Origin of the sequence: Pantoea sp. NGS-ED-1003 (assembly GCF_000738765.1) — a bacterium.
GTDB classification, from domain to species: domain Bacteria; phylum Pseudomonadota; class Gammaproteobacteria; order Enterobacterales; family Enterobacteriaceae; genus Pantoea; species Pantoea septica.
This window is the reverse complement of the sequence record NZ_JPQA01000004.1, coordinates 337866-362757: the sequence shown is the minus strand read 5'-3', so window position 1 is coordinate 362757 and position 24892 is coordinate 337866. Positions and strand designations below refer to the sequence as shown.

Below are 24892 nucleotides of genomic sequence, written 5' to 3'. Positions count from 1 at the left end.
TAGTCTACTGTTTCTCTGGCGGAATGCAAGCAGCAGCCGTCTAACTGCCTCATAAATAATCAGTTAGCGATAAAACGCTTCTCTTCCGTCAGCACCTGCAGCAATAACGCCAGCTGCGGCTTATGATCTTTCAGGGCGTTGCCCCTGGCATCGTAAGCGCGATAGCTGCCGTTATTGTTGAGCACCAGCGTCACCTGCGGCGTCGTCACCACCAGACGATTATCTTCGCTGCTGGCGACCCAGTCGTGTCGGCGCTGTGCGGCGAAGAGATCTTCCCCTTGCGAATAATTCACCGGGTTGGTGCGCACGTGCAGCAGGCGCTGCATCAGCGTCGCCATCACATCCTGATGATCGGTAAGGCGATCGATGGTCTGCGCAGGCGTGTCCGGCCAGTGGATCACCAGCGGAACCTGTAGGTTCGCACGGTTGCCCACGCTATCAAGATTGCCGTCCAGCGCAATACCCTGCTGCGCGGTGATCACCACCACGGTATTTTTCAGCAGATCGCGCTGCTCCAGCGTGGCGAGCACCGTATGAATTTGCTCATCGATGGCGGCAGCCTGGCGCAGGTAGCTACGCTGACGCGTTTTCGCCGGGGCGCCGTTCAGATCGACGCCGTCCAGCGCCAGCCAGGAGAACCAGGGATTGCCGTCGCCTTTCTGTCCGTTCAGCCAGTTCTGCCACTGGGTGACGGTGCTGCCGTTAGGCTGGCTGTCAGTAGCGGGCAGGCTATAGTCCGTCAGCAGCGCCTGGCGATAGAGCGGCTGGTTGAAGCCTTCGGAGGAGAAAAGCCCGAACTGATAGCCCTGCGAACTTAACGCGCCAAGCAGTGCCGACGGCATCCGCGCCGACAGCACCCCGTCCATATAGCTGGCGGAAATACCGTAGAACAGGCCAAACAGTCCTTTTTCCGGCAGGTCGCCCGCGCTGAAGTGCTGGGTAAAGCGCAGGTTATCGCCAGCGAACTGATTAAGCTGCGGCAGCGCTTTCGCCATATCGCCGGCGTTCAGCGACTTCACGGTGATCACCAGCAGGTTATTGCGCGTGCCGCCGTCGCGGAAGGCGATATCGCTGAGCGGATACTGCACCGACACCGCTTCCGGATCGCCCTGCTGAATCAGGCGCTGCTGGTAAGCCTGCGCGTCCAGCAGACCGTGGCGCTCCAGAAAGCGTCGTGCGGTCATTGGATAGGAGAGCGGCAAATTGGCGCGCTGCATGGTGATCGGACGATAGAAGTTGGCGTCGGCCCAGATATAGAGCAGATGACTGGCGAAAAAGGCGGTGATAAACAGCGCCGCCAGCGGCTTGCCGAACGAGCGCCGGTTCAGGCTGCGCAGCTTCTGCCAGCTCCAGGTGGCGAACAGCATCTCCACGAGGAAAATCAGCGGCACGCTGATAAACATCAGCTGCCAGTCGCGCGCCATCTCGCTCTGGTCGGGGTTGATCACCAGCTCCCACACCACCGGATTAAGGTGAAGATGGAAGCGGTTGAACACCGCGCTGTCGACCATAATCAGCGTCAGCCCGACGGTGGCGATAATCGCCGACAGGACGCGCAGCAGCCGCTGCGACATCACCACGAAGGTGAGCGGGAATATCGCCAGCAGATAGACGGCGAACACAATAAAGCTGAAGTGGCCGATCCAGCTGCTGAAGGCGTAAATGCGCCCCGCGAGCGACGCGGGCCAGTCGGCGACCACCAGATAGCGGCTGCCTAATATCAACGCGAATAAAATATTAAACAGAGCAAACCAGTGCCCCCAGCTGATCATCTGGGAGACTTTTTCGCGGTAGCGCTGCCGGTTGGTTACCATATTATGCGATCAAATCAGCGATTAATGGGCGTTGTCGTCGCGTACGGAGGCCTGCAGGGCTTCCGCGAAAGAACGTGCCAGCGAACGGCGCTGCGCCGGCGCAACGTCGCTGTTGATCACGTTGGTCACCATATTCCCCAGCACCATCAGGGAAAGGTCGGTCGGCGCGTTGTCTTTCTGCAGCACCTGGGCCAGTTGCGCGAGGAGTTTTTCCACGCGTTCGTCGCTGTAACGGGATGATTGTGGCATATCGTCGACTAATCTCGTTTCAAAAGGCGGTATAGTACCGTAACGACAGGGTTTTTACCGCAATTTTATCGAAAGCGCATCGATCGGCTAAAGCATGGAGTTGAAAGCCGATGCGGGCGGTGTTTGAATACGCGCCTGAACTAAAAGGAGAGTCTACCATGAGTCTGGATATCGACCAGATTGCCCTGCATCAGCTGATCAAGCGCGACGAGAATCAGCTTGAGCTGGTACTGCGCGATACGCTGCTGCCCGCTAACGCCACCGTGGAAGCGATGGTAGAAGAGCTGCACCGTGTTTACAGCGCGAAAAACAAAGCCTACGGCCTGTTTAACGAAGAGAGCGAACTGGCGGAGGCGCTGCGCAACTGCCGCAAAGGCAATGACGACTTCCTGGCGTTCAGCCGTGCGGCGACCGGTCGCCTGCGCGACGAGCTGGCTAAATATCCTTTCGCCGAAGGCGGAGTGGTGCTGTTTGTGCACTATCGCTATCTGGCGGTGGAGTATCTGCTGATCGCGGTGCTCAACAGCCAGCGCAGCATGCGCGTCAACGAAGAGCTCGACATCAGCAGTACGCACTATCTCGACATTAACCATGCTGACATCGTGGCGCGCATCGATCTGACCGAATGGGAGCTGACGCCGGAATCCACCCGCTATCTGACCTTCCTGCGCGGACGGGTAGGGCGCAAGGTCGCCGATTTCTTTATGGATTTCCTCGGCGCCAGCGTCGGTCTGGATACCAAAGCGCAGAACCGCGGGCTGCTGCAGGCGGTGGACGACTACTGCGCGGAATCGGAGCTGGATAAAAGCGAGCGGCAGAACTATCGCCAGCAGGTTTACAGCTACTGCAACGAACAGCTGCAGGCGGGCGAGGAGATTGCGCTGGAGGATCTGTCGAAGGAACTGCCGCCGCTCGGCGAAAAATCCTTTCAGGCCTTTACCCAGGAGCAGGGCTACGAGCTGGAAGAGCATTTTCCGGCGGATCGCAGCACGCTGCGCCAGCTGACCAAATTCGCTGGCAGTGGCGGCGGTCTGACGCTCAATTTTGACGCCGGGCTGCTGGGCGAGCGCGTTTTCTGGGATCCGGCTACCGATACCTTGACCATCAAAGGCACGCCGCCGAACCTGCGCGATCAGCTGCAGCGCCGTACCAGCGGCAAGTAGGCCTTCAGCCAGGCAAAAAAAACGCCGCATAAGCGGCGTTTTTTATGTCGATTCGCAGGCGATTACGCGCGTACGAAGTCGATGTGGTGCAGTTTTGGCTTGAACGGGTGACGCTGAACGGCCTGCACTTTAACGTTGGTTTCTTTACCGTCGACAACCAGAGTCAGCACGTCGGTGTAGAAGCCTGGTTTGGTCTGCAGGTTCATCACAGAGTCGTGATCCAGTTCGATAGAAACAGCGGCTTCGCTGCCACCATAGATGATGGCCGGGAATTTGTTCGCTGTGCGCAGGCGGCGGCTCGCACCCTTACCCTGCTCTTTACGTACTTCTGCGTTGATGGTCAACATGGTTATGTCTCTTCAATAATTCCTGCTACAGGCGACCCAGCAGCAGGCAGGTTGTTCAAAGGCGATTGCGAATGCAAAAGCGGGCGGCAGTATAGCGGTAATGGGCGGGGCGGGCAAATGATTCTGCCGCTTAGCGCAGCTCATTGGCGCGGCGGAAGCGGCCCTGATAGTCGAAAACTTTCTCGCGCACCTGCCAGAACTGTCCTTTCGCGCGCGCCACCACGAAATCGGGATGGCGCAGCAGCGGCTGCAGCGCCACCACGTCGGCGGCGGTCTGCCAGCCGAGCGGCACGCCCGGCGCGCGCTGATGCGGCCGCATAAAGAGCTGCTCGAACGCCTTGCGCTGCGCGGGCGTGCGCAGGCGGAAGCGCTCGTCGACGCTGGTGCCGTCCTCGTCGAAATAGGTCGCCTTCAGCCACTCGCCCTTGTCGTCGCGGCCGTGCGTCAGCGTCATGCCGCCGCAGCGCAGCACCAGCGCATCCTTGAGCTTTAGCGCCGCCTTCAGCATATCGTCGGGATCGACCAGGATTTTGTCGCACTGGTGACAGCGGCGCGCCGCGATATCGTTTTCCGCGCCGCAGTCGGGGCAGCTTTTAAAGCGAAAGCGAAAATCGCACTGCTCGCGGTGGCCTTCGTCATCTTCCAGCACCCCCTGACAGCGGCGGCCGAAATGCTCGATAATCATGCCGTCCGCCGTGGTTTTGCCCCAGAAGGTGTTGGCGAAGCCGCAGGCGGGACAGAACACCTGCACTGGCTCATTGTCGCTGGCGCCTTTCGGCGCGCCCACTTCCGGGGTAAACAGATCGTGCGGGTTACCGGCGTAGTCGAGGATCAGGCAGTCAGTTTTGCCGGGCGACAGGCGCAGCCCGCGTCCGACAATCTGCTGATAAAGGCTGACTGACTCGGTGGGACGCAAAATCGCGATCAGATCGACGTGCGGCGCATCGAAGCCGGTAGTCAGCACCGCGACGTTGACCAGAAACTTCAGCTGCTGCGCCTTAAAGGCGGCGATGGTGGCGTCGCGCTCTTTCGCTGGCGTCTCTGCCGAAATCAGCGCGCTGTTGGCGGGCAGCAGCGACAGGATCTCGCGTGCGTGCTCCACCGTCGAGGCAAACACCATCACGCCGCGCCGATCCTCGGCGAACTCCACGATCTGGCTGATGATATGCGGCGTAACGCGCTGCTGCTGCTTCAGCTCGCGGTTAAGATCCGCCTCGCTGAACAGGCCATTAGCCTGCGCCGTCAGGCGGCTGAAATCGTACTGCACTACCGGCATATCGAGCCGCTCAGGCTCCACCAGAAAGCCGTGCTTAATCATATAGCGCAGCGGCAGCTCGTAGATACAGTCGCGGAATAGCGCCTTTTCGTCGCCGCGCACCATGCCGTGATAGTGGAAATGATAGATCCAGCCTTTGCCGAGTCGAAACGGAGTCGCGGTCAGTCCCAGCAGGCGCAGTTGCGGGTTGTGCTGGCGCAGGTGGCTGAAGATCTGCTGATACTGGCTGTTGTCGTCATCGCTGATGCGGTGGCACTCGTCGACGATCACCAGCGAAAAGGCGCTGTCGAACTGCGCCAGATTGCGCGCCACCGACTGCACGCTGCCGAACACCACCTTGCGCTGGCTCTCTTTGCGCTGCAGGCCGGCGGCGAAGATATCCGCTTCGAGCCCGTAAGCCTGATATTTGCCGTGGTTCTGCTCTACCAGCTCTTTAACATGCGCCAGTACCAGCACGCGCCCGCGCGCCAGCCGCGCCAGTTCGGCGATCACCAGGCTTTTGCCTGCGCCGGTGGGCAGCACGATCACCGCCGGTTCGGCGTGACGACGAAAATGGTTGAGGGTCGCGTTAACCGCGTCTTGCTGATAGGGACGTAGAGTAAAAGCCATGGCCGATCACTTTTGCGAAACTGAGCGAGATTATGCCATGAAAATGGATGAAACGCAGGAACGGCTCTGTGCGGCAGCGCTGGTTCAAGATATACTTCCCGCACTTTTTCAACGGGTAAAACCCCGTTTCAGTTTCCCTCCGCAGTACAGGCAAAGCGAATTCATGCGACTCGATAAATTCATCTCTCAGCAACTGGAAGTCAGCCGGGCTATCGCCGGCCGTGAAATCCGGGCGCAAAAAGTCACCGTTAACGGCGAAGTGGTGCGCGACACCGCCTTTAAAGTCCAGCCCGAGCATGAGGTGGAATATGACGGCAATCCGCTGCAGCTGCAGGTGGGCCCGCGCTACTTTATGCTGAACAAGCCGCAGGGCTATGTCTGCTCCACCGACGATCCCGATCACCCGACCATCCTCTACTTTATTGAAGAGCCGACCGCGTGGAAGCTGCACGCCGCGGGACGCCTCGATATCGACACCACCGGGCTGGTGCTGCTGACCGACGACGGACAGTGGTCGCACCGCATTACCTCGCCGCGCCACCACTGCGAGAAAACCTACCGCGTGACGCTGGAGCATCCCGTCGCCGCGGATGTGGCGCAGCAGTTTGCCGAGGGCATTCAGCTGCACGGCGAAAAATCGCTGACCCAGCCGGCGCAAATGGAAGAGATTACGCCGACCGAGGTGCTGCTGACCCTCAGCGAAGGGCGCTATCATCAGGTGAAGCGCATGTTTGCCGCGGTCGGCAACCGCGTGGTCGGGCTGCATCGCGAACGTATCGGCGGCATTGTGCTGGATGACGATCTTGAGCCGGGCGAATATCGTCCGCTGACGGAAGATGAAATTAACAGCGTCGGGCTGCCCGACGAGTTAAAACAGAAATAGCGGAGCGGCCGTGCGCAAGGATAAAAATTCAGCTGCGGGACTGGTGGTGATTCTGGGATTGCTGGCGATGTTGATGCCGCTTTCCATCGATATGTACCTGCCCGCGATGCCGCAGATCGCCCGCGAGTTCGGCGTGTCGGCAGGCAGCGTGCAGATGACGCTGAACCTCTATATCCTGGGGTTTGCCATTGGCCAGCTGGTCTACGGCCCGCTGGCGGACAGCTACGGGCGTAAGCCGGTGATCGTGCTCGGCACGCTGATTTTCGCCTGCGCGGCGGCTGCCTGCGCGCTGGCGCAGACCATCGACCAGCTGATTCTGATGCGCTTTCTGCACGGTCTTTCCGCAGCGGCGGCCAGCGTGGTGATCAACGCCCTGATGCGCGACAGCTACTCGAAAGAGGATTTCTCGCGCATGATGTCCTTTGTCATGCTGATCACCACCATCGCGCCGCTGCTGGCGCCGATCATCGGCGGCTGGCTGCTGCTGGCGTGGAACTGGCACGCCATTTTCTGGACGTTGTCGATCGCCGCGCTGATCACCACCGTGATGGTGATGACGCAGATCCGCGAGACGCTCAGGCCAGAGCAGCGCCAGCGTTTTCACCTGCGCACTATGCTGGGCAATTTCGTTACGCTGTTCCGCCACAAGCGCGCCTTCAGCTATATGCTGGCGAGCGGCTTCTCGTTTGCCGGACTGTTTACCTTTCTCAACGCCGGTCCCTTCGTCTACATCGAGGTCAATCACGTTTCGCCGCAGAACTTCGGCTACTACTTCGCGCTGAACGTGGTGTTTCTGTTCGTGATGACGCTGATCAACAGCCGCGCGGTGCGCCGCTTTGGTCCGCTGGCGATGTTCCGCGCCGGGCTGATGATCCAGTTTGCGATGGGCATCTGGCTGCTGGCGGTGAGCGCGCTGCATATGGGCTTCATTCCGCTGGTGCTGGGCGTCGCGATGTTTATCGGCTGCGTGTCGGTGGTCTCTTCCAACGCCATGGCGGTGATCCTCGACGAATTTCCCCATATGGCGGGCACCGCATCGTCGCTGGCGGGCACGCTGCGGTTTGGCGTCGGCGGGCTGGTGGGCGCGCTGCTGTCGACGGCCAGCTTTAACAGCGCCTGGCCGATGGTGGGCACCATCGCGGCGTGCGCCACATGCTCGATGCTTTTCTTTTTGTACGCCTCGCGCCCGCGCGCGATCAGACACTAACCCGATCGTTCTTTCAGACCGCTGACAAAGCCAGCAAAGCAGGGTGGCATGGCCCGAAGAGCAAAGCGTCCCGCGCGTTGTTCAAAAGCGCCGGGAGCGCTTTTGAACAACGCGCAGCGTTGGCCGGTAACGGGCGCACCACAGGGATGAGGTGCGTATTTGCGCGAGCCGAGCGAACATGGATGCCATGGACTTTGCGATCGGACCCTGTCACTCTGCGTTGATGCCGCTGCAAAATAATCCCTTTTCTCCGCTTCGTTTCCCCGTACCCAGCCTAATATGTTTCTTAGTTGTGAACATTAATGATTAAGAAAGTAACCAGAATGCGTCTAAACTGATTGTTAACTGTCGATGAACGCGGTACTAATAGGCCAAAATGCGAGCCGACTCGCAAAAAACAATCTTTCCGCACACTGTATGTTGGGAAACGAGAGAGCAAGCCTTGACGTCCGTTTCTGCCGTTTAGCAGCAACAGCAAGCGCCGTTCATCGTGACTGAAGTTAATCGCTCTGGGGATATCAATTAACTATGCTGCAACTTTCCATCGTGCATCGTCTGCCGCAGCGCTATCGCTGGGCCAGCGAGCTACATAGCGCCATCGTGGCGGAAGAGGGCGTCGCCAATGAGCAGGATCTCATTGCGCTGCGCCTGATTAGCCACGACGGGCATCCCGGCTGGGAAATCATGCATCAGCTGCAGGACGCGCTGGCGTCGATTCAGGTCGAGTGCCGCGTGGCGGAGTGCGAAGGCTCGCCCTGCCTCTTTATCCTGCGCAGCGACGAAAGCGCCACCAGCTGCTGCCTGAAAAACCAGGGCGTGGCGATCGCGGAAACCTTCAACGGTCACTGAGCTGCGCCGAGGCCAGCAGCTCGCGCGTATAATCTGCTGCGGGCGCGGCGAACAGCTTCTCGCAGTCGCCATGCTCTACCACTTCGCCCTGGCGCAGCACCATCACCTGATGGCACAGCGAGCGCACCACCTGCAGATCGTGACTGATAAAGAGATAGGTCAGCTGGCGCTGCTGCTGCAGGCTGCGCAACAGCGTGAGGATCTGTTTTTGTACCGAGCGATCCAGCGACGAGGTCGGCTCATCCAGTATCAGCAATTGCGGTTCCAGCACCAGCGCGCGGGCGATGGCGATCCGCTGCCGCTGACCGCCGGAAAACTCCGCCGCATAGCGGTGACGACTCTCTGCCTCTAATCCCACTTCCTCCATCGCCGCGATAACGCGCGCCTGCTGCTCGGCAGCGCCGAGATCGGGCTGATGCACCGCCAGACCCTCAGCGATAATCTGCTGCACCGTCATGCGCGGATTGAGCGAGGAGTTCGGATCCTGAAATACCACCTGAATGCGGCGGCGCAGCGGCAGCAGCGCCTTGCGTGACAGCGCATGCAGCGGCTGGCCGTCAAACCAGATTTCGCCCTGCGCGGCGAGCAGCCGTAGCAGCGCCAGTCCGGCGGTGCTTTTGCCGGAGCCGGATTCGCCTACCAGCCCCAGGCTCTCGCCGCGGCGCAGGGTAAAGCTGAGGTTGCGGACGGCGACGTTTTCCGCCACCTGCCGCCTGAAAAGGCCGCGCCGCACCGGAAAACCGACGCGCAGGTTGCGCACCTGCAGCAGCGGCGCCGCGTCGTCGCGCAGCGGCACGGCGCGGCCTTCCGGCTCCGCCGCCAGCAGCTGCTGCGTATAGGGATGCTGCGGCTGGCTGAAGAGCTGACCGCCGCTGCTCTGCTCGACGATTCTGCCCTGGCGCATCACGCTGACCCTGTCCGCCAGCTGGCGGACGATACCCAAATCATGGGTAATAAACAGCATGGCCATGTTGCGTTCGCGCTGCAGATCGCGCAGCAGCCGCAGGATTTGCGCCTGAACGGTCACGTCGAGCGCGGTGGTCGGCTCATCGGCAATCAGCAGCGCAGGCTCGGTCAGCAGCGCCATGGCGATCATCACGCGCTGGCGCTCCCCGCCGGAGAGCTGATGAGGGAAATCATTCAGCCGCGCGGAGGCGTTACGGATGCCGACCCGATCGAGCGCGCTGAGGATCTCCCCGCGCGCCGCCTCGCGCCGCATGCCGCGATGTAAAGAGAGCACTTCGTAAAGCTGCTTCTCGATGGTGTGCAGCGGGTTGAGAGAGACCATCGGCTCCTGAAAAATCATCGCCATCTGGTTGCCGCGCAGCGCGCGCAGCCGCCGCTCGCCAACGCGCAGCAGATCCTCGCCGTTAAACAGAATCTCGCCGGCGGGGTAGCTCGCCGGCGGCGTGGGCAGCAGCTGCATCGCCGCAAGCGCCGTCACGCTTTTGCCCGATCCCGACTCGCCGACCAGCGCCAGGGTTTCGCCCGCGTCGACGCTGAGGGAAACCTCCTCGACCACGTTGCGCGTCACGCCGCCGCGGGAAAAGGCGACGGAAAGATGATGAATGGCAAGCAGCGACATCGTCACACTCCTCTGGCCGGATCGAAGGCGTCGCGTACCGCTTCGCCGATAAATATCAGCAGCGACAGCAGGATCGCCAGCGTAAAGAAGCCCGCCAGGCCCAGCCACGGCGCCTGCAAATTATTTTTGCCCTGCAGCAGCAGCTCGCCGAGCGACGGCGATCCCACCGGCAGACCAAAGCCGAGAAAATCGAGCGAGGTCAGGGTGGCGATCGATCCGCACAGGATAAAGGGCAGAAAAGTGAGGGTGGCGACCATCGCATTGGGCAGCATATGCCGCAGCATAATGCGCCCGTCGCTAACGCCCAGCGCCCGCGCGGCGCGAATATAGTCGAAGTTGCGCGTGCGCAGAAACTCGGCGCGCACCACGCTGACCAGCCCCATCCAGCCGAAAATCACCGTGACCAGCAGCAGCCACCAGAAGTTGGGCTGGATCACGCTGGAGAGCAGGATCAGTAAAAACAGCGCGGGCATGCCGGACCAGACCTCAATCACGCGCTGGCCGATTAGATCGACGCGGCCGCCGAAATAGCCCTGAACCGCGCCGACGATAATGCCGATGACGCTGGAAAACAGCGTCAGCAGGATGCCGAACAGCAGCGAAATGCGCGTGCCGTAGAGCAGGCGCGCCAGCACGTCGCCGCCGCTGGCGTCGGTGCCCAGCCAGTTCTGCGCCGAGGGCGGCGAAGGGAAGGGGGTCGAGGTGGCGAAGTTGATGGTGCTGTCGCTAAAGCGGACTGGCGCCCACAGCGCCCAGCCCTGCTGCTCTAGCCGTTTTTGCAGCCAGGGATCCTGATAGTCGGCGGCGGTGGGCAGCGCGCCGCCGAAATCGCTTTCGCTGTAGCTCACCAGCAGCGGCACGAACCAGCGCTGCTGATAGCGCACCAGCAGCGGCTTCTCGTTCGCCAGCAGATCGGCGCCGAGCGACAGCGCGAAGATAACCAGAAAGATCCACAGCGACCAGTAGCCGCGTCGGTTATGGCGGAAGCGCAGCCAGCGCTGCTGATTAACGGGAGACAAGCGCATCAGCGGCCCTCGAAATCGATACGGGGATCGACCAGCGTATAGGTCAGATCGCTGAGGATATTCATCAGCAGCCCGATCAGGGTGAAAATATAGAGCGTGCCGAACATCACCGGATAGTCGCGCTGGATAGTCGCGTCGTAGCCCAGCAGGCCTAGTCCGTTCAGCGAGAACATCACCTCAATCAGCACCGAGCTGGTAAAAAACATGCCGATAAAGGTGGCGGGAAAGCTGGCGATCACCAGCAGCATGGCGTTACGGAAAACGTGATGATACAGAATGCGCCGCTCGCTGACCCCTTTGGCGCGCGCCGTCACCACATACTGCTTGCGGATCTCATCCAGAAAGCTGTTTTTAGTCAGCATGGTCAGGGTGGCGAAACCGCCGATGACCGTCGCCAGCACTGGCAGGCTGATGTGCCACAGGTAGTCGCCGATCTTGCCGTACCAGGAGAGCGAGTCAAACTGCGGCGAGGTCAGGCCGCGCAGCGGAAACCAGTCGAAATAGCTGCCGCCGGCGAACAGCACGATCAGCATGATGCCGAACAGAAAGGCGGGCACCGAATAGCCGATGATGATAAAGGTGCTGCTCCAGACGTCGAAGGCGCTGCCGTTGCGCACCGCTTTTTTAATGCCCAGCGGAATCGACACCAGATAGATAATCAGCGTGCTCCATAGCCCCAGGCTGATGGAAACCGGCAGGCTCTCTTTAATTAGCTGCAGCACCGATGCGCTGCGGAACAGGCTGTCGCCGAAGTCGAAGCGCACATAGTTCCACAGCATCTCGACATAGCGCTGCCACATTGGCTTGTCGAAGCCGTAGCGCTTTTTGATTTCCGCGATCACTTCCGGGTCGAGCCCGCGCGCGCCGCGGTACTCGCTGTCGCCGGGGCCGACGCGGTTGAGGGCGCCGCGCGCGCCGCTTTCTCCGCCGCCCGGCAGGCCGGTGGTCTGGCCGAACTGAATGTTGGCCAGCGCCTGATCGACCGGACCGCCGGGCGCGATCTGCACGATAAAGAAGTTCAGCGTGATAATCGCCCACAGCGTGGGGATAATTAACAGCAGTCTGCGCAAGAAATAGGCGGCCAACTCAGGCTCCTCAGCGTCGTTCAGCCGGCAAATGCGCGGCTTTGTTCACGTCATACCACCAGCTTTCCAGCCCGCTGGCATAGGCGGGCTTGACGGCGGGATGGGAAAACTTATCCCAGTAGGCCATGCGATCTTCCGCGTTGTACCACATCGGAATCATATAGGCATTCCATAACAGGATGCGATCCAGCGCCTGGCCGAGCGGCAGCAGCGCCGCTTTATCGCCCTGATGCGCCACAATCGCTTTAACAAAGTGATCGACCAGCGGATCTTTTAGCCGCGCGCTGTTCCAGGAGGAGTCGATGTAGTCGGACTGCCAGCTGACCTGCAAATCGGAACTGGGGATGGGCATCGCCAGATAGACCCTGGCGGTCATATCGTAATCGCCTTCGCGCAGCCGGCGCAGATACTGGGAGGCGTCCACCACGCGCAGCGTCAGGCTGATACCGAGGCGCGACAGGCTATGCTGCAGCGGCAGCGCCCAGTCGTTGCTGGCGCCGCTGCGCAGCAGCAGCTCGATGCGCAGCGGCTGACCGGTCTGAACATTCACCAGCTGCTGGTTTTTTACCTGCCAGCCCGCCTGCCGCAGCAAATCCAGCGCTTTCAGCAGGTTCGCGCGATCGTAGCCGCTGCCGTCGGTGCGCGGCGGCGCGTAGGGCGTGGTGAAGATCTCCGGCGGCAGTTGATCTTTAAACGGCGCCAGCAGCGCCTGCTGCGCGGCGTCCGGCAGGCCGTGCGCGGCGTATTCGGTATTCTGAAAATAGCTGCTGACCCGCTGATAGGCGCCGTAGAACAGCGCCTTATTCATCCACTCGAAGTCGAACGCCAGCGTCAGCGCCTGGCGCACCCGACGGTCGCGGAACGGCGCCTTTTCGTTGTTGATGGCCAGCCAGGTGGTATTGGTCGACGCCTGGTTAGGCGTGGTCTCTTTGATAATCTGCTGATTGTCGAAATTGCGGCCGCGATACTGGGTCGCCCACTTTTTGGCGGAGCCCTCCTCGCGCAGGTCGAACGCGCCCGCCTTAAAGGCTTCGAAGGCGACGTTATCGTCTAGGTAGTAGTCGTAACGCAGCGTATCGAAATTGAACCGACCGCGGTTCACCGGCAGATCCGCCGCCCAGTAATTTTTCACCCGGCTGTACTCGATATACTGACCCAGCTTATAGCGGCTGATGCGATAGGGGCCGCTTGAGAGCGGCGGGGCGCTCAGCGGCTCGTTAAATTTTTTATCCTGCCAGAAGCGCTGCGACAGCACCGGCAGCGTCAGCAGCCCCAGCATTAAATCCCGGTCTGGCTTCGGCAGATCGATGCGTACGCGCTGGCGATCCAGCGCCTTTACCGTCGTCCCGCGATAAATCACGCGAAACTGCGGCACGCCTTCATGCATAAACTTAGCGAAGGTAAAGGCGACGTCCGGTGCGGTGATGGGCGTGCCGTCGTGAAACCGCGCGCGCGGATTGAGGCGAATCTCCATCCAGCGGAAGTCGTCGGCATAGCGCGCCGACTCGGCGACAAGCGGATAGTAGCTGCCCGGCTCGTCGTCGGAAGAGGTAAACAGGCGATCGTAAAGCGTCTCGGTGCCTGCGCCGGGATTGCCGCGCGAGGCGTAACGGTTAAAGTTATCGTAAGTGCCTACTACTGCCTGAGTAAGCTGGCCGCCTTTTGGTGCGGCGGGATCCGCATAGTCGAAGTGGCTGAAACCGGGGGCGTATTTCGGTTCGCCCAGCGTGGCGAAGGCGCGGCTTTCGCGCACGACTTCCGCGCGCAGCGGCGCGCAAAGGGCCATTAACAGCAGCAGCGATATCAGGCGAAACAGCATAGGATTCAGGTTCTCCCGTGGTTATGCGCAGGCTAGCGTAGCAGCATCCGGGGCGGGGCGGCCAGCTATCCCGCCAATGTCGCCAGGCTGCGGCTGCGGTAATAGTCGATTAGCCGGTCCGGCTTCAGCGGCCGGCTAAAAAGGTAGCCCTGCATATGGCTGACGCCGCGCTGCACCAGCCATGCCGCCTGCTCGCCGGTTTCCACGCCTTCGGCGACGGTTTTCAGGTTCAGCTTCTTCGCCAGATGGAGCACCGCGTCCAGCACCGGGGAGTTCAGGGTTTGCGTCCCAATGCTCTGCACGAAGCCGCGATCGATCTTGAGATAGTCGAAGGGATATTTTTCCAGATAGATCAGCGCGCTGTGGCCGGTACCGAAATCGTCTATCGCAATCTGAATATCGTTCTGATGCAGCCAGGCGAAAACCTCTCCGGCATTTTTATCGCGCACCATGGTGCGTTCGGTCACTTCAAACACGTAGCTGAAATGGTTATCCGGCATGGCGGCGATCCAGCGCTTAACGTCCTGTTGAAAACTCTCCGACGCCAGATGCAGCGGCGAAAGATTCAGGCTCATATGGGTACCGGCGGGAACGTAGGGATTGAGCCGGTGCGCGTCGCGCGCCACCAGCTCGAACAGATGACGCGTCAGCGGAATAATCAGGTTCAGCGACTCGGCGTAGCTGATAAACATATCCGGCGGGATAAGCCCTTCGCTGGGATGATTCCAGCGCAGCAGCGCTTCCAGCCCGTAGGCGCGACCGCTGAGGGTGCTGATCAGCGGCTGATACTCGACGTGAAACTCGCCGCGTTTGATGCCGAGCAGGATCTCTTTGCCAGGGCGCTGGTTCATCGACAGCAGCAGCCAGCAGCCGCCGCCTACCAGCAGCGACAGCAAAATGCCGCTCAGCACGATCATCTGAATATCGCGCATCGATACCGTATCGCCATAGAGAACAAACTGCAGCGGATAGCCGTCGAGCGCCAGCTGCATCAGCGGCTGCGGCGGCAGGTCGCTCTTCGCAATCGTAACAGGCTGCCAGCTGGCGAGCGCGCTGTTCTGCGCCACCAGCGCCATGCCGGAAATTTCCGGATGGTAAGAGGCCAGCAGCTGATAGGGCGTCAGGTTAAGGTTGATGGTGGCGAGCACGCCGGACTGCACGCTTTGCGGATTGCGCAGCCAGAGAGCGAAGACCGGCTTGCCGGGCTGTAACGGCGTGCCGCTCAGCAGGCGAAGATCGCGATCGCGGCTGAGATCGGTCTGGTCGGAAATGGCGTTGAGCGGCAGGCGAAACGCGCCGGTCGCCGAGGAGCAAAAAGCGTAGCCTTCGCGCACCAGCAAAATCGCCCGCAGATCGCCGGCGAAGGCGGCGCGAGAGGTCAGTTCCTGGCTGATGGCGTGACAGTCGAAACGGCTAAAAGAGAGAAGGGGATTCAGGGTATGGGTGACTAATCTGTCCAGCGACTGCTGTAGCGCATCGCGGCTGTCGTGCAGCAGCTGTTGATGCTGTAGCTGCCGCTTATGCCAGATGAATGTCAGCAAAATCAGGGTAAACAGAATAAAGAACAGGCTACCGAAAATCGCGCTGCTCCAGGCGATGCGGCGAGGATAGGTGGCCTGGCGCATCAGCGCCCTGGACAATGGCATGAAGTGCTTTCCCCTTGTCTTATCTTTTATTATTGACTGTGCACGACTGCTCTCTGGCGAAGGCCATGAGAATATAACGAGAAGACAGGAAATGTCTCGTTATTCTTCTGATAAACAATCACTTTTACGTGATTACTATGCATTTATCCGGTGCAGGGGCGAAAAAAAACGCTGCCGAAGCAGCGTTCTGTTTTCTCTGGCTGAGAAACGATCGAAGGTCAGGAATCAGCTGGGATTGCGGCTTAATACCCGACGCCCTTCGCGGTAGCGTTTTTTCCAGTAGCTGTCGTTCAGACTGGAAATCATCACGCCGCTGCTGGTGGACGCGTGAACGAAATTATCGTTGCCGAGATAGATCCCTACATGACGACCGGTTGAGCCGGCGCGGAATAGCACCAGATCGCCGGGACGCAGTTTGCCGCGTGAAATTTCGCTGCCGGTGTCCTGCTGTTCAGAGGTTGAACGCGGCAGCTCTAAACCGAACTGGTCGCGAAAAGTGCGCTGAACGAAAGCGGAACAGTCGATGCCGCGTTTGGTGTCGCCGCCGAGACGGTAACGAACGCCTTTCCAGTCGGCGTATTGCTCCATGATGCGGGACTTAACATCCACGCTCCGCACCATCTCTTCGAATTCATCCTGAGACGCCTGAAGTAAAAAACCATTCTGGTTGTTAACTTCATGATTCTCGTTTTTTGCGTGTTGACCGGTACTGCTGCATGCCGAGAGGAGTGTTGCCAGCGCCACTGCAGGCACAATCCGCCAGATATATCTCAGTATTGGTTGAGACTTGACCATTGTTCGTATATTCCTTCGATGTCCTTACGACAGAATGTCGCCAGCCAGATGACAAAACGGATTGAGATTAATAAGCGCTGCTCTCTAAGACAATTCCTTAATTACTAAAATGTGTTAACGAACACGTTTTTGTATAAAAAGGAGCCGAATTTTCTGCTGCCATACCCTCAACGCCTTGGAGGTTAACCGATTCCAGACGCCGTGGCGAGTGGTTTTACGCAATTTCTAATAGCTTTTTTTGATGTGAAATCAGTCTTTAACAGACTGGTTACTTTATCCGCAGTTTTTGAAAATTATCCTTAAAATAAGGACATCAAATGGGGTCAATTCTTCGGGTAGGGCGCTTTTTAAGAGCTTTAGCGCTGGACAGCGTGGGAGAAAGCGCCTTTATCAGCAGAATACATCATAATATTTTCTATATATCGCTATATGGTTAGCTTGCTAATAATACTGGCGGGATTTTAATAAGCGCGGAGAGATAAGAATATGGCCATTCTTCACTCCGCGCTTATCAATAGATTTGAGATTTAATTACCTGCGGCTATTCAGGGCTTATATTTGCCGGGCAGTTTGCGGTAGAAGAAGCTGACAATCGCGTCGCTCAGCGGCGTCAACAGCACCCAGCTCAGTCCTACCAGCAGCACCGAAAGCGAGCCGACGGCGATATCGGTAAACCAGTGCGCGCCCGCCATCACGCGCGGCAGGGCGAAAATCACCACGATAGCCGCGCCGGTAAGAAAGGCGCGGAAGCCGAAATAGCGCCACATAAAACAAGCGAAAATCATCAGCATCATGCCGTGATCGCCAGGGAAGCTGTTGGACGAGGCGTCCTTGGCCGGAATGCCGGTCAGCTCGCTGACGCGATGGACGTTTTCAAAAAACAGCGTCGGACTTTTATGCTGCACCGGCAGCAGGTGGCCGAGCTGGTTGAGAATAACCGCGCTGAGCAGCATGGTGACGCCGATCGCCAGCATACGGCGGCGGCCCGGCGGCATTTCGCGGCGCCAGTAGAAGAGATAGAGCGCGCCCATCGCCAGCAGCGACACCAGATCGAAGCCGCGGAAATTAGTGATCGCCACCAGCAGGGCAAAGCCAGGATGATCGACCATCTGGTTATTGAAGCTGAAGAAGATCCCTTTATCGACGCCGGCCCAGAAACCGTGATCGGGCGGCAGATACCAGGAGAGAAACAGAACAACGCCAAGCGCGTTGAGCAGCAGTATTGTGACAAAACGAGTTGCGCGCATCGTATTCACTCAAATAAAAATTAACGGCAGAAACTAACCTGGCCAGTTTAAACGAAGCCTCAACAGCTGAGACTGCAAACGATTCCAGTCCACAGGTTGCGAGTGGATCAGTTCAATACGGCTGTCGGGCGCATCGGCGGTCAGGGTTTCGACCTGCACATCGCCGCTCTGACCATTGAGGCGCAGCGTGCCGTCCGGCGTGCGCAACACTCCTTTAATGCGCTCGACCGGGACGAGACGCGCCCACGCCAGCAGCGCGGCGCCATCGAACCGCGTCGCGCCGTCAAAGATCCAGCCGCAGGCAACGTAGCCCTGGCCTTCATTTAGCGCCCGGCGCCAGCGCGTCTCGCCATCGAGGCGCAGCGCGGCGAGGACGCTATCGCGTTGACGATGGGCATGATGATGCGCAGGCTGCGGCAGCGCTTGACGGTTCGTGCGCGGCAGATCGAGCAGCGCCGCGTCGACCGCGCCGAAGCGCGTTTCGATAAAAGCACGGCCGTTAAGCATCGCCTCCTGCCACTGCTGCAGGCGCTGGCGATCGTTTTCGTCCCAGCGGTCGCTTTTGTTGCCGATAATCGCATCCGCCGCCGCCAGCTGATCGCGAAAGTTTTCATTGGCCGTCACCCGCGCATCGGCGAGCTGGCGGGCGTCGAGCAGCGTCAGCGTGGCGTTAAGCTGCAGAAGCGGCTGATAAACCGGCGCGCTCAGCATCTCCAGCAGCTGGCGCGGGTGCCCGAGACCGGTGGGTTCGATCAGCAGGCGATCCGGGCGGTGCTGCTTCAGCAGCATATTCAGCCCCACCTGCATCGGCAGGCCGTTGACGCAGCACATGCAGCCGCCGGGGATCTCCTTTAACGCCGCGCCGCTGTCGCGCAGCAGCGCGCCGTCGATGCCGATTTCGCCGAATTCATTAACCAGAATCGCCCAGTTTTCCTGCGCCGGCTTGCGGGCCAGCAGATAACGCAGCAGGGTGGTTTTGCCGCTGCCGAGAAAGCCGGTAATAAGATTGACGCGCGTCATGCTCCTGCCTCCTAAAACGAGAATGGCCGCGAAAGCGGCCATAATGTTACTTTATAACACAAACTGCGTCTGTTAGTCAGCGCGGCTCATATAGCGGCGTTCAGCGATATGAATACGGATGCGGTCGCCGTTGCTCAGGTATTCCGGCACCTGAATGCTCAGACCGGTGCTCATGCCGGCCGGTTTGGTGCGCGCGCTGGCAGACGCGCCTTTAATGCCAGGCGCGGTATCGACGATTTCCATATCCACGGTCTGCGGCAGCTCAAGCGCCAGCACCTGGCCGTCCATCGTCAGCACCTGAATGCCTGGAATGCCACCTTCAGGGATAAACAGCAGCTCTTCTTCAATCTGATCTTTTTTGAACGAGTAGGGCGTGTAGTCCTCGTCATCCATAAAAACGTATTCGTCGCCGTCAATATAAGAAAAGGTGACGCTGCGGCGGCTGAGCTGAATGACGTCCAGAATATCGTCGCCTTTGAAACGCTCTTCCACCTTCAGCCCGGTACGGATATCGGTGAAGCGCATCTTATACAGCGTCACGGCGCCGCGCGCGCTCGGACTCTGAATATCGATATCTTTAACCATCAGCAGCTTGCCGTTCCAGCTCACCGCCATCCCTTTTTTGATCTCATTCGCTCTTGGCATTGCAACTCTCGCTTAAAGAAGGATTCCGATGCGCGCCACGTTACTCGCGCCGGGTTAAACAGGCAATATGGCGTCGGAAAAAATGCGCGCGATGACGCAGACGTGGCTTTCGCGCGCGCGGCCTGCTATTGTCGCGGCTCAACTCTCGCTGGAGCGCATCATGCAATGCCGTAGTCAGTGCGGCGCCTGCTGTACCGCGCCTTCGATCTCTTCGCCGATCCCTGGCATGCCTCAGGGCAAACCCGCTAATACCCCTTGCGTTCAGCTTGACGCCGACCTGCGCTGCAAACTGTTCGGCTCGCCGCTGCGGCCCGCCGTCTGCGTCGGTTTGCAGCCGTCGCGCGATATGTGCGGCGCCACGCGCCACGACGCGATGGTCTATCTGCTGCAGCTGGAAGCGGACACCGCGCCCTGACCGAGCTGAAGTTGCTGACGCGTGCGCCGACGCGCGAGCACGCCGTTACAGCGCGCGTTCAGCTCCCTGAGGTTATTCTTACTCTCTCTGTTATGAAGTGTGCGTAACATCAAAAATCTGCTACGCATTTTACGCATTTTCTTGCATGGCATGATGGGCTGTACCAGACTCCTTGAAACGTTTCAGCGCGGCAGAGACGCGCTTTGCGCCCCGTCGCCGCGCTTTAAACGGCCATCAGGCTGAAACGATTCAATTTCAGTAAGCGAGGAGAAATATGTTCCAGCTCGAATTGCAGGCCATCCACACCGGAGCCCGCGCACAAAATAAAGAAGAGGCGATCCGTCAGGTCGCGGCGGCGCTGACCGCAGCGGGCAACGTAGCGGAAGGCTATGTCAACGGCATGCTGGCGCGCGAGCAGCAGACCTCAACTTTTCTGGGCAACGGCATCGCCATTCCGCACGGCACCACCGATACGCGCGACCTGGTGCAGAAAACCGGCGTGCAGGTGTTTCAGTTTCCACAGGGCGTCGCCTGGGGCGAAGATCAGACCGCCTATGTGGCGATCGGCATCGCGGCGAAATCTGACGAACACCTGGCGCTGCTGCGTCAGCTGACGCACGTGCTGAGCGACGACAGCGTCGCCGAACAGCTCAAAACCGCCTCGGCGGAAGATTTGCGCGCGCTGCTGATGGGCGAAAAACAGGCGGCCGAATTCAGCTTCGACACCTCGCTGATTACCTTAGACGTCGCCGCCAGCGATCTGATTACGCTGCAGGCGCTGAACGCTGGCCGCCTGCAGGCCGCAGGCGCGGTAGACGCCAGCTTTGTCGCCGACGTAATGGCCGCGACGCCGCTGAGCCTGGGCCAGGGCATCTGGCTGAGCGACAGCAGCCGCGGCAACCTGCGCAGCGCGGTCGCGGTCAGCCGCGCCGCCGCGCCGGGCGAACATCAGGGCGAGAAAGTGGCGCTGCTGGTCACGGTATCCGCCGTCGACGAGCGACCGCTGGAGGTGCTGAGCTATCTCAGCACGCTGCTGCAGAACGGCAAGGCGGATCGCCTGCTGAAAGCGGACGCGGTGGGCGTCTACGCGCTGCTCACCAGCGAAGTAGACGAGCAGGCCGAGGTGCTGAGCGCAGAGTTCACCATCCGCAACGAGCACGGGCTGCATGCGCGTCCCGGCACGGCGCTGGTCAGCGTGATCAAACAGTTCAACAGCGATATTACCGTTACCAACCTCGACGGCAGCGGCAAACCGGCTAACGGCCGCAGCCTGATGAAAGTGGTGGCGCTGGGCGTGAAGAAAGGCCATCGCCTGCGCTTTACCGCCAGCGGCGAAGATGCGCAGCAGGCGCTGAACGCCATTGAAGAGGCGATTAATTCCGGCCTGGGCGAGGGGGCAGCATGAGCAGACGCGTCGCAACTATTACGCTGAATCCCGCTTACGATCTGGTGGGCTTCGTCCCGGAGATCGAGCGCGGCGAGGTCAACCTGGTGAAAACCACCGGCCTGCATGCGGCCGGCAAAGGCATTAATGTGGCGAAGGTGCTGAAAGATCTCGGCATTGACGTCACGGTAGGCGGCTTCCTCGGCAAAGAGAATCAGGACGGCTTTCAGCAGCTGTTCAGCGAGCTGGGCATCGCCAACCGTTTTCAGGTGGTGCCGGGCCGCACGCGCATCAACGTCAAGCTCACCGAGCAAAATAACGACGTCACCGATCTTAACTTCTCCGGCTTTGACGTAAGCCAGCAGGACTGGGATCGCTTTACCAGCGATTCGCTGACCTGGCTCGGCCAGTTCGACATGGTGTGCGTCAGCGGTAGCCTGCCGTCAGGCGTGCAGCCGGAAGCCTTTACCCGCTGGATGAGCGACCTGCGCACCCACTGCCCGTGCATTATTTTCGACAGCAGCCGCGAAGCGCTGGTGGCGGGCCTGAAAGCCGCGCCCTGGCTGGTGAAGCCTAACCGTCGCGAGCTGGAAATCTGGGCGGGGCGCAAACTGCCGACGCTGCAGGATGTGATTGGCGCGGCGCATGAGCTGCGCGAGCAGGGCATCGCCCACGTGGTGATTTCGCTGGGCGCGGAGGGCGCGCTCTGGGTCAACGCCTCAGGCGAATGGATCGCTAAACCGCCGGTGTGCGAAGTGGTCAGCACCGTGGGCGCGGGCGACTCAATGGTCGGCGGCCTGATCTACGGCCTGCTGATGCGCGAATCCAGTGAACACACGCTGCGTCTTGCGACGGCGGTGGCGGCCATGGCCGTCAGCCAGAGCAATGTCGGCGTTACCGATCGTACTCAGTTGGCCGCAATGATGGCGCGCGTCGACTTACAACCCGTTAACTGACAGCAGGAGAGCGATAATGAAAACGCTGCTGATAAAAGATCCTTCTATTGGTCAGGCCTCGGCCTGGATGGCGCAACAGCGTCTGACCGCCGCCGCCGCGCAGGCGGGTTTCTCCTTTACGGACAACCCGGCGGAAGCGGAGCTGGCGATCGTCCTCGGTCGCGAGCTGCCGAACGACGCCGCGCTGAACGGCAAATCCGTCTGGCTGGGCGATGCGCAGCAGGCGGTGCGCGCGCCTGAGCAGTTCCTTGCCCAGGCGAAAGCGGAAGCGAAACCCTGGCAGCCAGTGGCCGTCGCAACAGCTGCGGCGCCGACGGCTGTACAGCCGAATGCGCAGAAACGCATTGTCGCGGTCACCGCCTGTCCGACCGGCGTGGCGCACACCTTTATGGCCGCCGAAGCGATCCAGGCGGAAGCGACCAAACGCGGCTGGTGGGTGAAAGTGGAAACCCGCGGCTCCGTCGGCGCAGGCAATGCGATTACGCCGGAAGAAGTGGCGGCAGCCGATCTGGTGATCGTGGCGGCGGATATCGAAGTCGATCTGGCGAAGTTCGCCGGCAAGCCGATGTATCGCACCTCAACCGGTCTGGCGCTGAAGAAGACGGCGCAGGAGCTGGATAAGGCGGTGGCCGAAGCCAGACCTTACAAAGCTGCCGGCGCGCAGAGCGGCGAGCCGCAGGAAGAGAAAAAAGAGAAAGCGGGCGCTTACCGTCACCTGCTGACCGGCGTCTCCTATATGCTGCCGATGGTGGTAGCGGGCGGCCTGAGCATTGCGCTCTCCTTCGCCTTCGGCATTACCGCCTTTAAAGAGCCGGGCACGCTGGCGGCGGCGCTGATGCAGATCGGCGGCGGCAGCGCCTTTGCGCTGATGGTGCCGGTGCTGGCGGGCTTTATCGCGTTCTCCATTGCCGATCGTCCGGGCCTGACGCCGGGCCTGATCGGCGGCATGATCGCCACCAGTATTAACGCCGGCTTCCTCGGCGGCATTATCGCCGGTTTCATCGCCGGCTATGCGGCGAAGCTGATCAGCGGCAAGCTCAAGCTGCCGCAAAGTATGGAAGCGCTGAAGCCTATTTTGATTATCCCGCTGGTGGCCAGCCTGATTACCGGCCTGCTGATGATCTACGTGGTAGGCAAACCGGTCGCGGCGATCATGACCGGCCTGACCGCCTGGCTGGCGAACATGGGCACGGCGAACGCGGTGCTGCTGGGCGCGATTCTGGGCGGCATGATGTGTACCGATATGGGCGGTCCGGTGAATAAAGTGGCCTACGCCTTCGGCGTCGGCCTGCTGAGTTCGCAGACTTACGCGCCGATGGCGGCGATTATGGCGGCGGGCATGGTGCCGCCGCTGGCGATGGGCGTCGCGACCCTGGTAGCGCGCCGTAAGTTTAATAAAGGTCAGCAGGAGGGCGGTAAAGCGGCGCTGGTGCTGGGGCTCTGCTTTATCTCTGAGGGCGCGATTCCGTTTGCGGCACGCGATCCGATGCGCGTACTGCCGTGCTGTATCGTCGGCGGCGCACTGACCGGCGCTATCTCGATGTATATCGGCGCGAAGCTGATGGCGCCGCACGGCGGTCTGTTCGTGCTGCTTATTCCTGGCGCGATTACGCCGGTGCTGGGCTACCTGGTATCGATTATCGTCGGCACCGCGGTGGCGGGACTGGGTTACGCGATCCTGAAACGCCCGGAAGAGGAGCTGGCGAAAGCCTGATCCTTGCTGCGGGACGTCTGCGGACTCCCTACAGCGGCTGAGTAGTTTATAAAGCCGGTGACAGGGACCGAAGAGCAAAGCGTCCCGCGACAAGGACAAAAACGCCGGGAGCGTTTTTGAACAACGCAGCGCGTTGGCCCGGTAACGGGCGCACCTCAGGGATGAGGTGCGTATTGTGCGGGCCGAGCTGGCAGGGATGCCGTTTTTTGCGTCTTTGCGATCGGGCCCTGTCACCTGCGATGAGCACAGCATTAACAACGATAAGGGAGCCATGTGGCTCCCTCTTTTAGTTTTTCTGCTCTGCCTTTAGCCAGGCGATCTCATCCTTCCAGATATCCGGATTAATGGTCTCCAGAATCAGCGGAATACCATCAAAGCGCGCATCCTTCATCAGCCAGCTAAACGGCGTTTTGCCGATATTGCCTTCGCCCAGGCTGTGATGACGGTCGACGCGGCTGCCGAAGGCGCTCTTGGCGTCGTTCAGGTGCATGCCGCGCAGATACTGGAAGCCGACAATGCGCTCGAACTCGGCGAAGGTCTCTTCGCACGCCGCTTCGGTACGCAGATCGTAGCCGCCCGCGAAGGCATGACAGGTATCGATACAGACGCCGACGCGCGATTTATCCTCGACGTGCTCGATAATGGTCGCCAGATGTTCAAAGCGAAAGCCGAGGTTGCTGCCCTGGCCGGCGGTATTCTCGATCACCGCCACTACCTGCGAGGTCTTATCCAGCGCGAAATTCACCGACTCGGCGATGCGCTTCAGGCACGCCTCTTCGTCTATCTTGTTCAGATGACTGCCGGGATGGAAGTTAAGCAGCGTCAGACCCAGCTGCTCGGCGCGCTGCATCTCGTCGATAAAAGCGGCGCGCGACTTCTCCAGCGGCTCCGCTTCCGGATGGCCCAGGTTAATCAGAAAGCTGTCGTGCGGCAGGATCTGCTGCGGGCCAAAGTGATATTTTTCGCAGGCGGCCTTAAAGGCGTCGATGGTCTCCGCCGAAAGCGGGGCCGCCTTCCACTGCCGCTGATTCTTGGTAAACAGGGCAAACGCGGTGGCTTCCAGTTCATGGGCACGAATCACTGCCTGCTCTACGCCGCCAGACGCGCTGACGTGTGCGCCGATATATTTCATGCCGCTTCTCCAGAAAAGGCTGACTAA

General features: G+C 60.1%; 22 protein-coding genes. 8 read left to right on the top strand and 14 right to left on the bottom strand.

Annotated elements, in window-relative coordinates; all coding sequences use genetic code 11:
* Window positions 1–59: 59 nt before the first annotated feature.
* Complete coding sequence (yejM, locus tag JS46_RS10285; RefSeq protein ID WP_033750389.1) at window positions 60–1814, bottom strand: LPS biosynthesis-modulating metalloenzyme YejM; 1755 nt, start codon at window positions 1812–1814, stop codon at window positions 60–62.
* A 21-nt stretch (window positions 1815–1835) separates the two neighbouring features.
* On the bottom strand, window positions 1836–2063 hold the full coding sequence (locus tag JS46_RS10280; protein WP_033750387.1) for a YejL family protein: 228 nt from the start codon (window positions 2061–2063) through the stop codon (window positions 1836–1838).
* A 158-nt stretch (window positions 2064–2221) separates the two neighbouring features.
* Between JS46_RS10280 and yejK the strand changes: the two genes are divergently transcribed.
* On the top strand, window positions 2222–3226 hold the full coding sequence (gene yejK, locus JS46_RS10275; RefSeq protein WP_033750386.1) for a nucleoid-associated protein YejK: 1005 nt from the start codon (window positions 2222–2224) through the stop codon (window positions 3224–3226).
* 62 nt (window positions 3227–3288) lie between these two features.
* On the opposite strand, the gene rplY is transcribed toward yejK, so the two are convergent.
* Together rplY and JS46_RS10265 are read right to left on the bottom strand one after the other, a co-directional pair.
* Window positions 3289–3573, bottom strand: a complete 285-nt coding sequence (gene rplY / locus JS46_RS10270) for a 50S ribosomal protein L25 (RefSeq protein ID WP_033750384.1) — start codon at window positions 3571–3573, stop codon at window positions 3289–3291.
* A gap of 130 nt (window positions 3574–3703) precedes the next feature.
* Window positions 3704–5458 carry a DEAD/DEAH box helicase gene (locus JS46_RS10265; RefSeq protein WP_033750382.1) on the bottom strand — a complete coding sequence of 585 codons (1755 nt, stop codon included), beginning with the start codon at window positions 5456–5458 and terminating at the stop codon, window positions 3704–3706.
* Between the two features lie 163 nt (window positions 5459–5621).
* On the opposite strand from JS46_RS10265, the gene rsuA reads away from it, so the two are divergent.
* The 3 genes from rsuA to JS46_RS10250 all read left to right on the top strand — a co-directional run bounded on the left by rsuA (window position 5622) and on the right by JS46_RS10250 (window position 8397).
* Complete coding sequence (gene rsuA / locus JS46_RS10260) at window positions 5622–6341, top strand: 16S rRNA pseudouridine(516) synthase RsuA (RefSeq protein ID WP_033750379.1); 720 nt, start codon at window positions 5622–5624, stop codon at window positions 6339–6341.
* A gap of 10 nt (window positions 6342–6351) precedes the next feature.
* Window positions 6352–7548, top strand: coding sequence for a Bcr/CflA family multidrug efflux MFS transporter (locus JS46_RS10255; protein WP_033750376.1), 1197 nt, complete (start codon window positions 6352–6354; stop codon window positions 7546–7548).
* 528 nt (window positions 7549–8076) lie between these two features.
* Window positions 8077–8397: a hypothetical protein gene (locus tag JS46_RS10250; protein ID WP_033750373.1), complete on the top strand. Its 321-nt coding sequence runs from the start codon at window positions 8077–8079 to the stop codon at window positions 8395–8397.
* On the opposite strand, the gene yejF is transcribed toward JS46_RS10250, so the two are convergent.
* The 9 genes from yejF to yeiP all read right to left on the bottom strand — a co-directional run bounded on the left by yejF (window position 8384) and on the right by yeiP (window position 19264).
* On the bottom strand, window positions 8384–9988 hold the full coding sequence (gene yejF / locus JS46_RS10245; protein ID WP_200879032.1) for a microcin C ABC transporter ATP-binding protein YejF: 1605 nt from the start codon (window positions 9986–9988) through the stop codon (window positions 8384–8386). The genes JS46_RS10250 and yejF overlap by 14 nt on opposite strands.
* A complete protein-coding gene (locus JS46_RS10240; RefSeq protein ID WP_187143683.1) occupies window positions 9985–11010 on the bottom strand; it encodes an ABC transporter permease in 1026 nt (341 codons plus the stop codon). Before JS46_RS10240 ends, yejF begins: the two co-directional genes overlap by 4 nt.
* Window positions 11007–12092: a microcin C ABC transporter permease YejB gene (locus tag JS46_RS10235; RefSeq protein WP_033750363.1), complete on the bottom strand. Its 1086-nt coding sequence runs from the start codon at window positions 12090–12092 to the stop codon at window positions 11007–11009. The genes JS46_RS10240 and JS46_RS10235 overlap by 4 nt, the downstream gene beginning before the upstream one ends.
* Window positions 12093–12102: 10 nt before the next feature.
* Window positions 12103–13911 (bottom strand): extracellular solute-binding protein, encoded by a 1809-nt coding sequence (locus JS46_RS10230; RefSeq protein WP_033750361.1) that lies wholly within the window; start codon window positions 13909–13911, stop codon window positions 12103–12105.
* A gap of 65 nt (window positions 13912–13976) precedes the next feature.
* The gene (locus JS46_RS10225; RefSeq protein WP_033750359.1) at window positions 13977–15557 is read right to left on the bottom strand and encodes a cyclic di-GMP phosphodiesterase; all 1581 of its coding nucleotides are present in this window, start codon (window positions 15555–15557) and stop codon (window positions 13977–13979) included.
* 225 nt (window positions 15558–15782) lie between these two features.
* Entirely contained in the window at window positions 15783–16352 is a 570-nt protein-coding gene (gene mepS / locus JS46_RS10220) for a bifunctional murein DD-endopeptidase/murein LD-carboxypeptidase (protein ID WP_065426286.1), read from the bottom strand.
* A 545-nt stretch (window positions 16353–16897) separates the two neighbouring features.
* Entirely contained in the window at window positions 16898–17599 is a 702-nt protein-coding gene (locus JS46_RS10215; RefSeq protein WP_033750354.1) for a phosphatase PAP2 family protein, read from the bottom strand.
* Window positions 17600–17632: 33 nt separating this feature from the next.
* A complete protein-coding gene (locus tag JS46_RS10210) occupies window positions 17633–18619 on the bottom strand; it encodes a GTP-binding protein (RefSeq protein ID WP_033750352.1) in 987 nt (328 codons plus the stop codon).
* A gap of 72 nt (window positions 18620–18691) precedes the next feature.
* On the bottom strand, window positions 18692–19264 hold the full coding sequence (yeiP, locus tag JS46_RS10205; RefSeq protein WP_033750350.1) for an elongation factor P-like protein YeiP: 573 nt from the start codon (window positions 19262–19264) through the stop codon (window positions 18692–18694).
* A gap of 160 nt (window positions 19265–19424) precedes the next feature.
* Between yeiP and JS46_RS10200 the strand changes: the two genes are divergently transcribed.
* The 4 genes from JS46_RS10200 to fruA all read left to right on the top strand — a co-directional run bounded on the left by JS46_RS10200 (window position 19425) and on the right by fruA (window position 23733).
* Complete coding sequence (locus JS46_RS10200; RefSeq protein WP_033750756.1) at window positions 19425–19679, top strand: zinc/iron-chelating domain-containing protein; 255 nt, start codon at window positions 19425–19427, stop codon at window positions 19677–19679.
* A 274-nt stretch (window positions 19680–19953) separates the two neighbouring features.
* Entirely contained in the window at window positions 19954–21084 is a 1131-nt protein-coding gene (gene fruB / locus JS46_RS10195) for a fused PTS fructose transporter subunit IIA/HPr protein (protein ID WP_033750349.1), read from the top strand.
* The gene (gene fruK / locus JS46_RS10190) at window positions 21081–22019 is read left to right on the top strand and encodes a 1-phosphofructokinase (protein ID WP_033750346.1); all 939 of its coding nucleotides are present in this window, start codon (window positions 21081–21083) and stop codon (window positions 22017–22019) included. Before fruB ends, fruK begins: the two co-directional genes overlap by 4 nt.
* Before the next feature lie 16 nt (window positions 22020–22035).
* Window positions 22036–23733, top strand: coding sequence for a PTS fructose transporter subunit IIBC (fruA, locus tag JS46_RS10185; protein WP_033750344.1), 1698 nt, complete (start codon window positions 22036–22038; stop codon window positions 23731–23733).
* Between the two features lie 286 nt (window positions 23734–24019).
* On the opposite strand, the gene nfo is transcribed toward fruA, so the two are convergent.
* Complete coding sequence (gene nfo / locus JS46_RS10180; protein WP_033750342.1) at window positions 24020–24865, bottom strand: deoxyribonuclease IV; 846 nt, start codon at window positions 24863–24865, stop codon at window positions 24020–24022.
* Window positions 24866–24892: the final 27 nt, after the last annotated feature.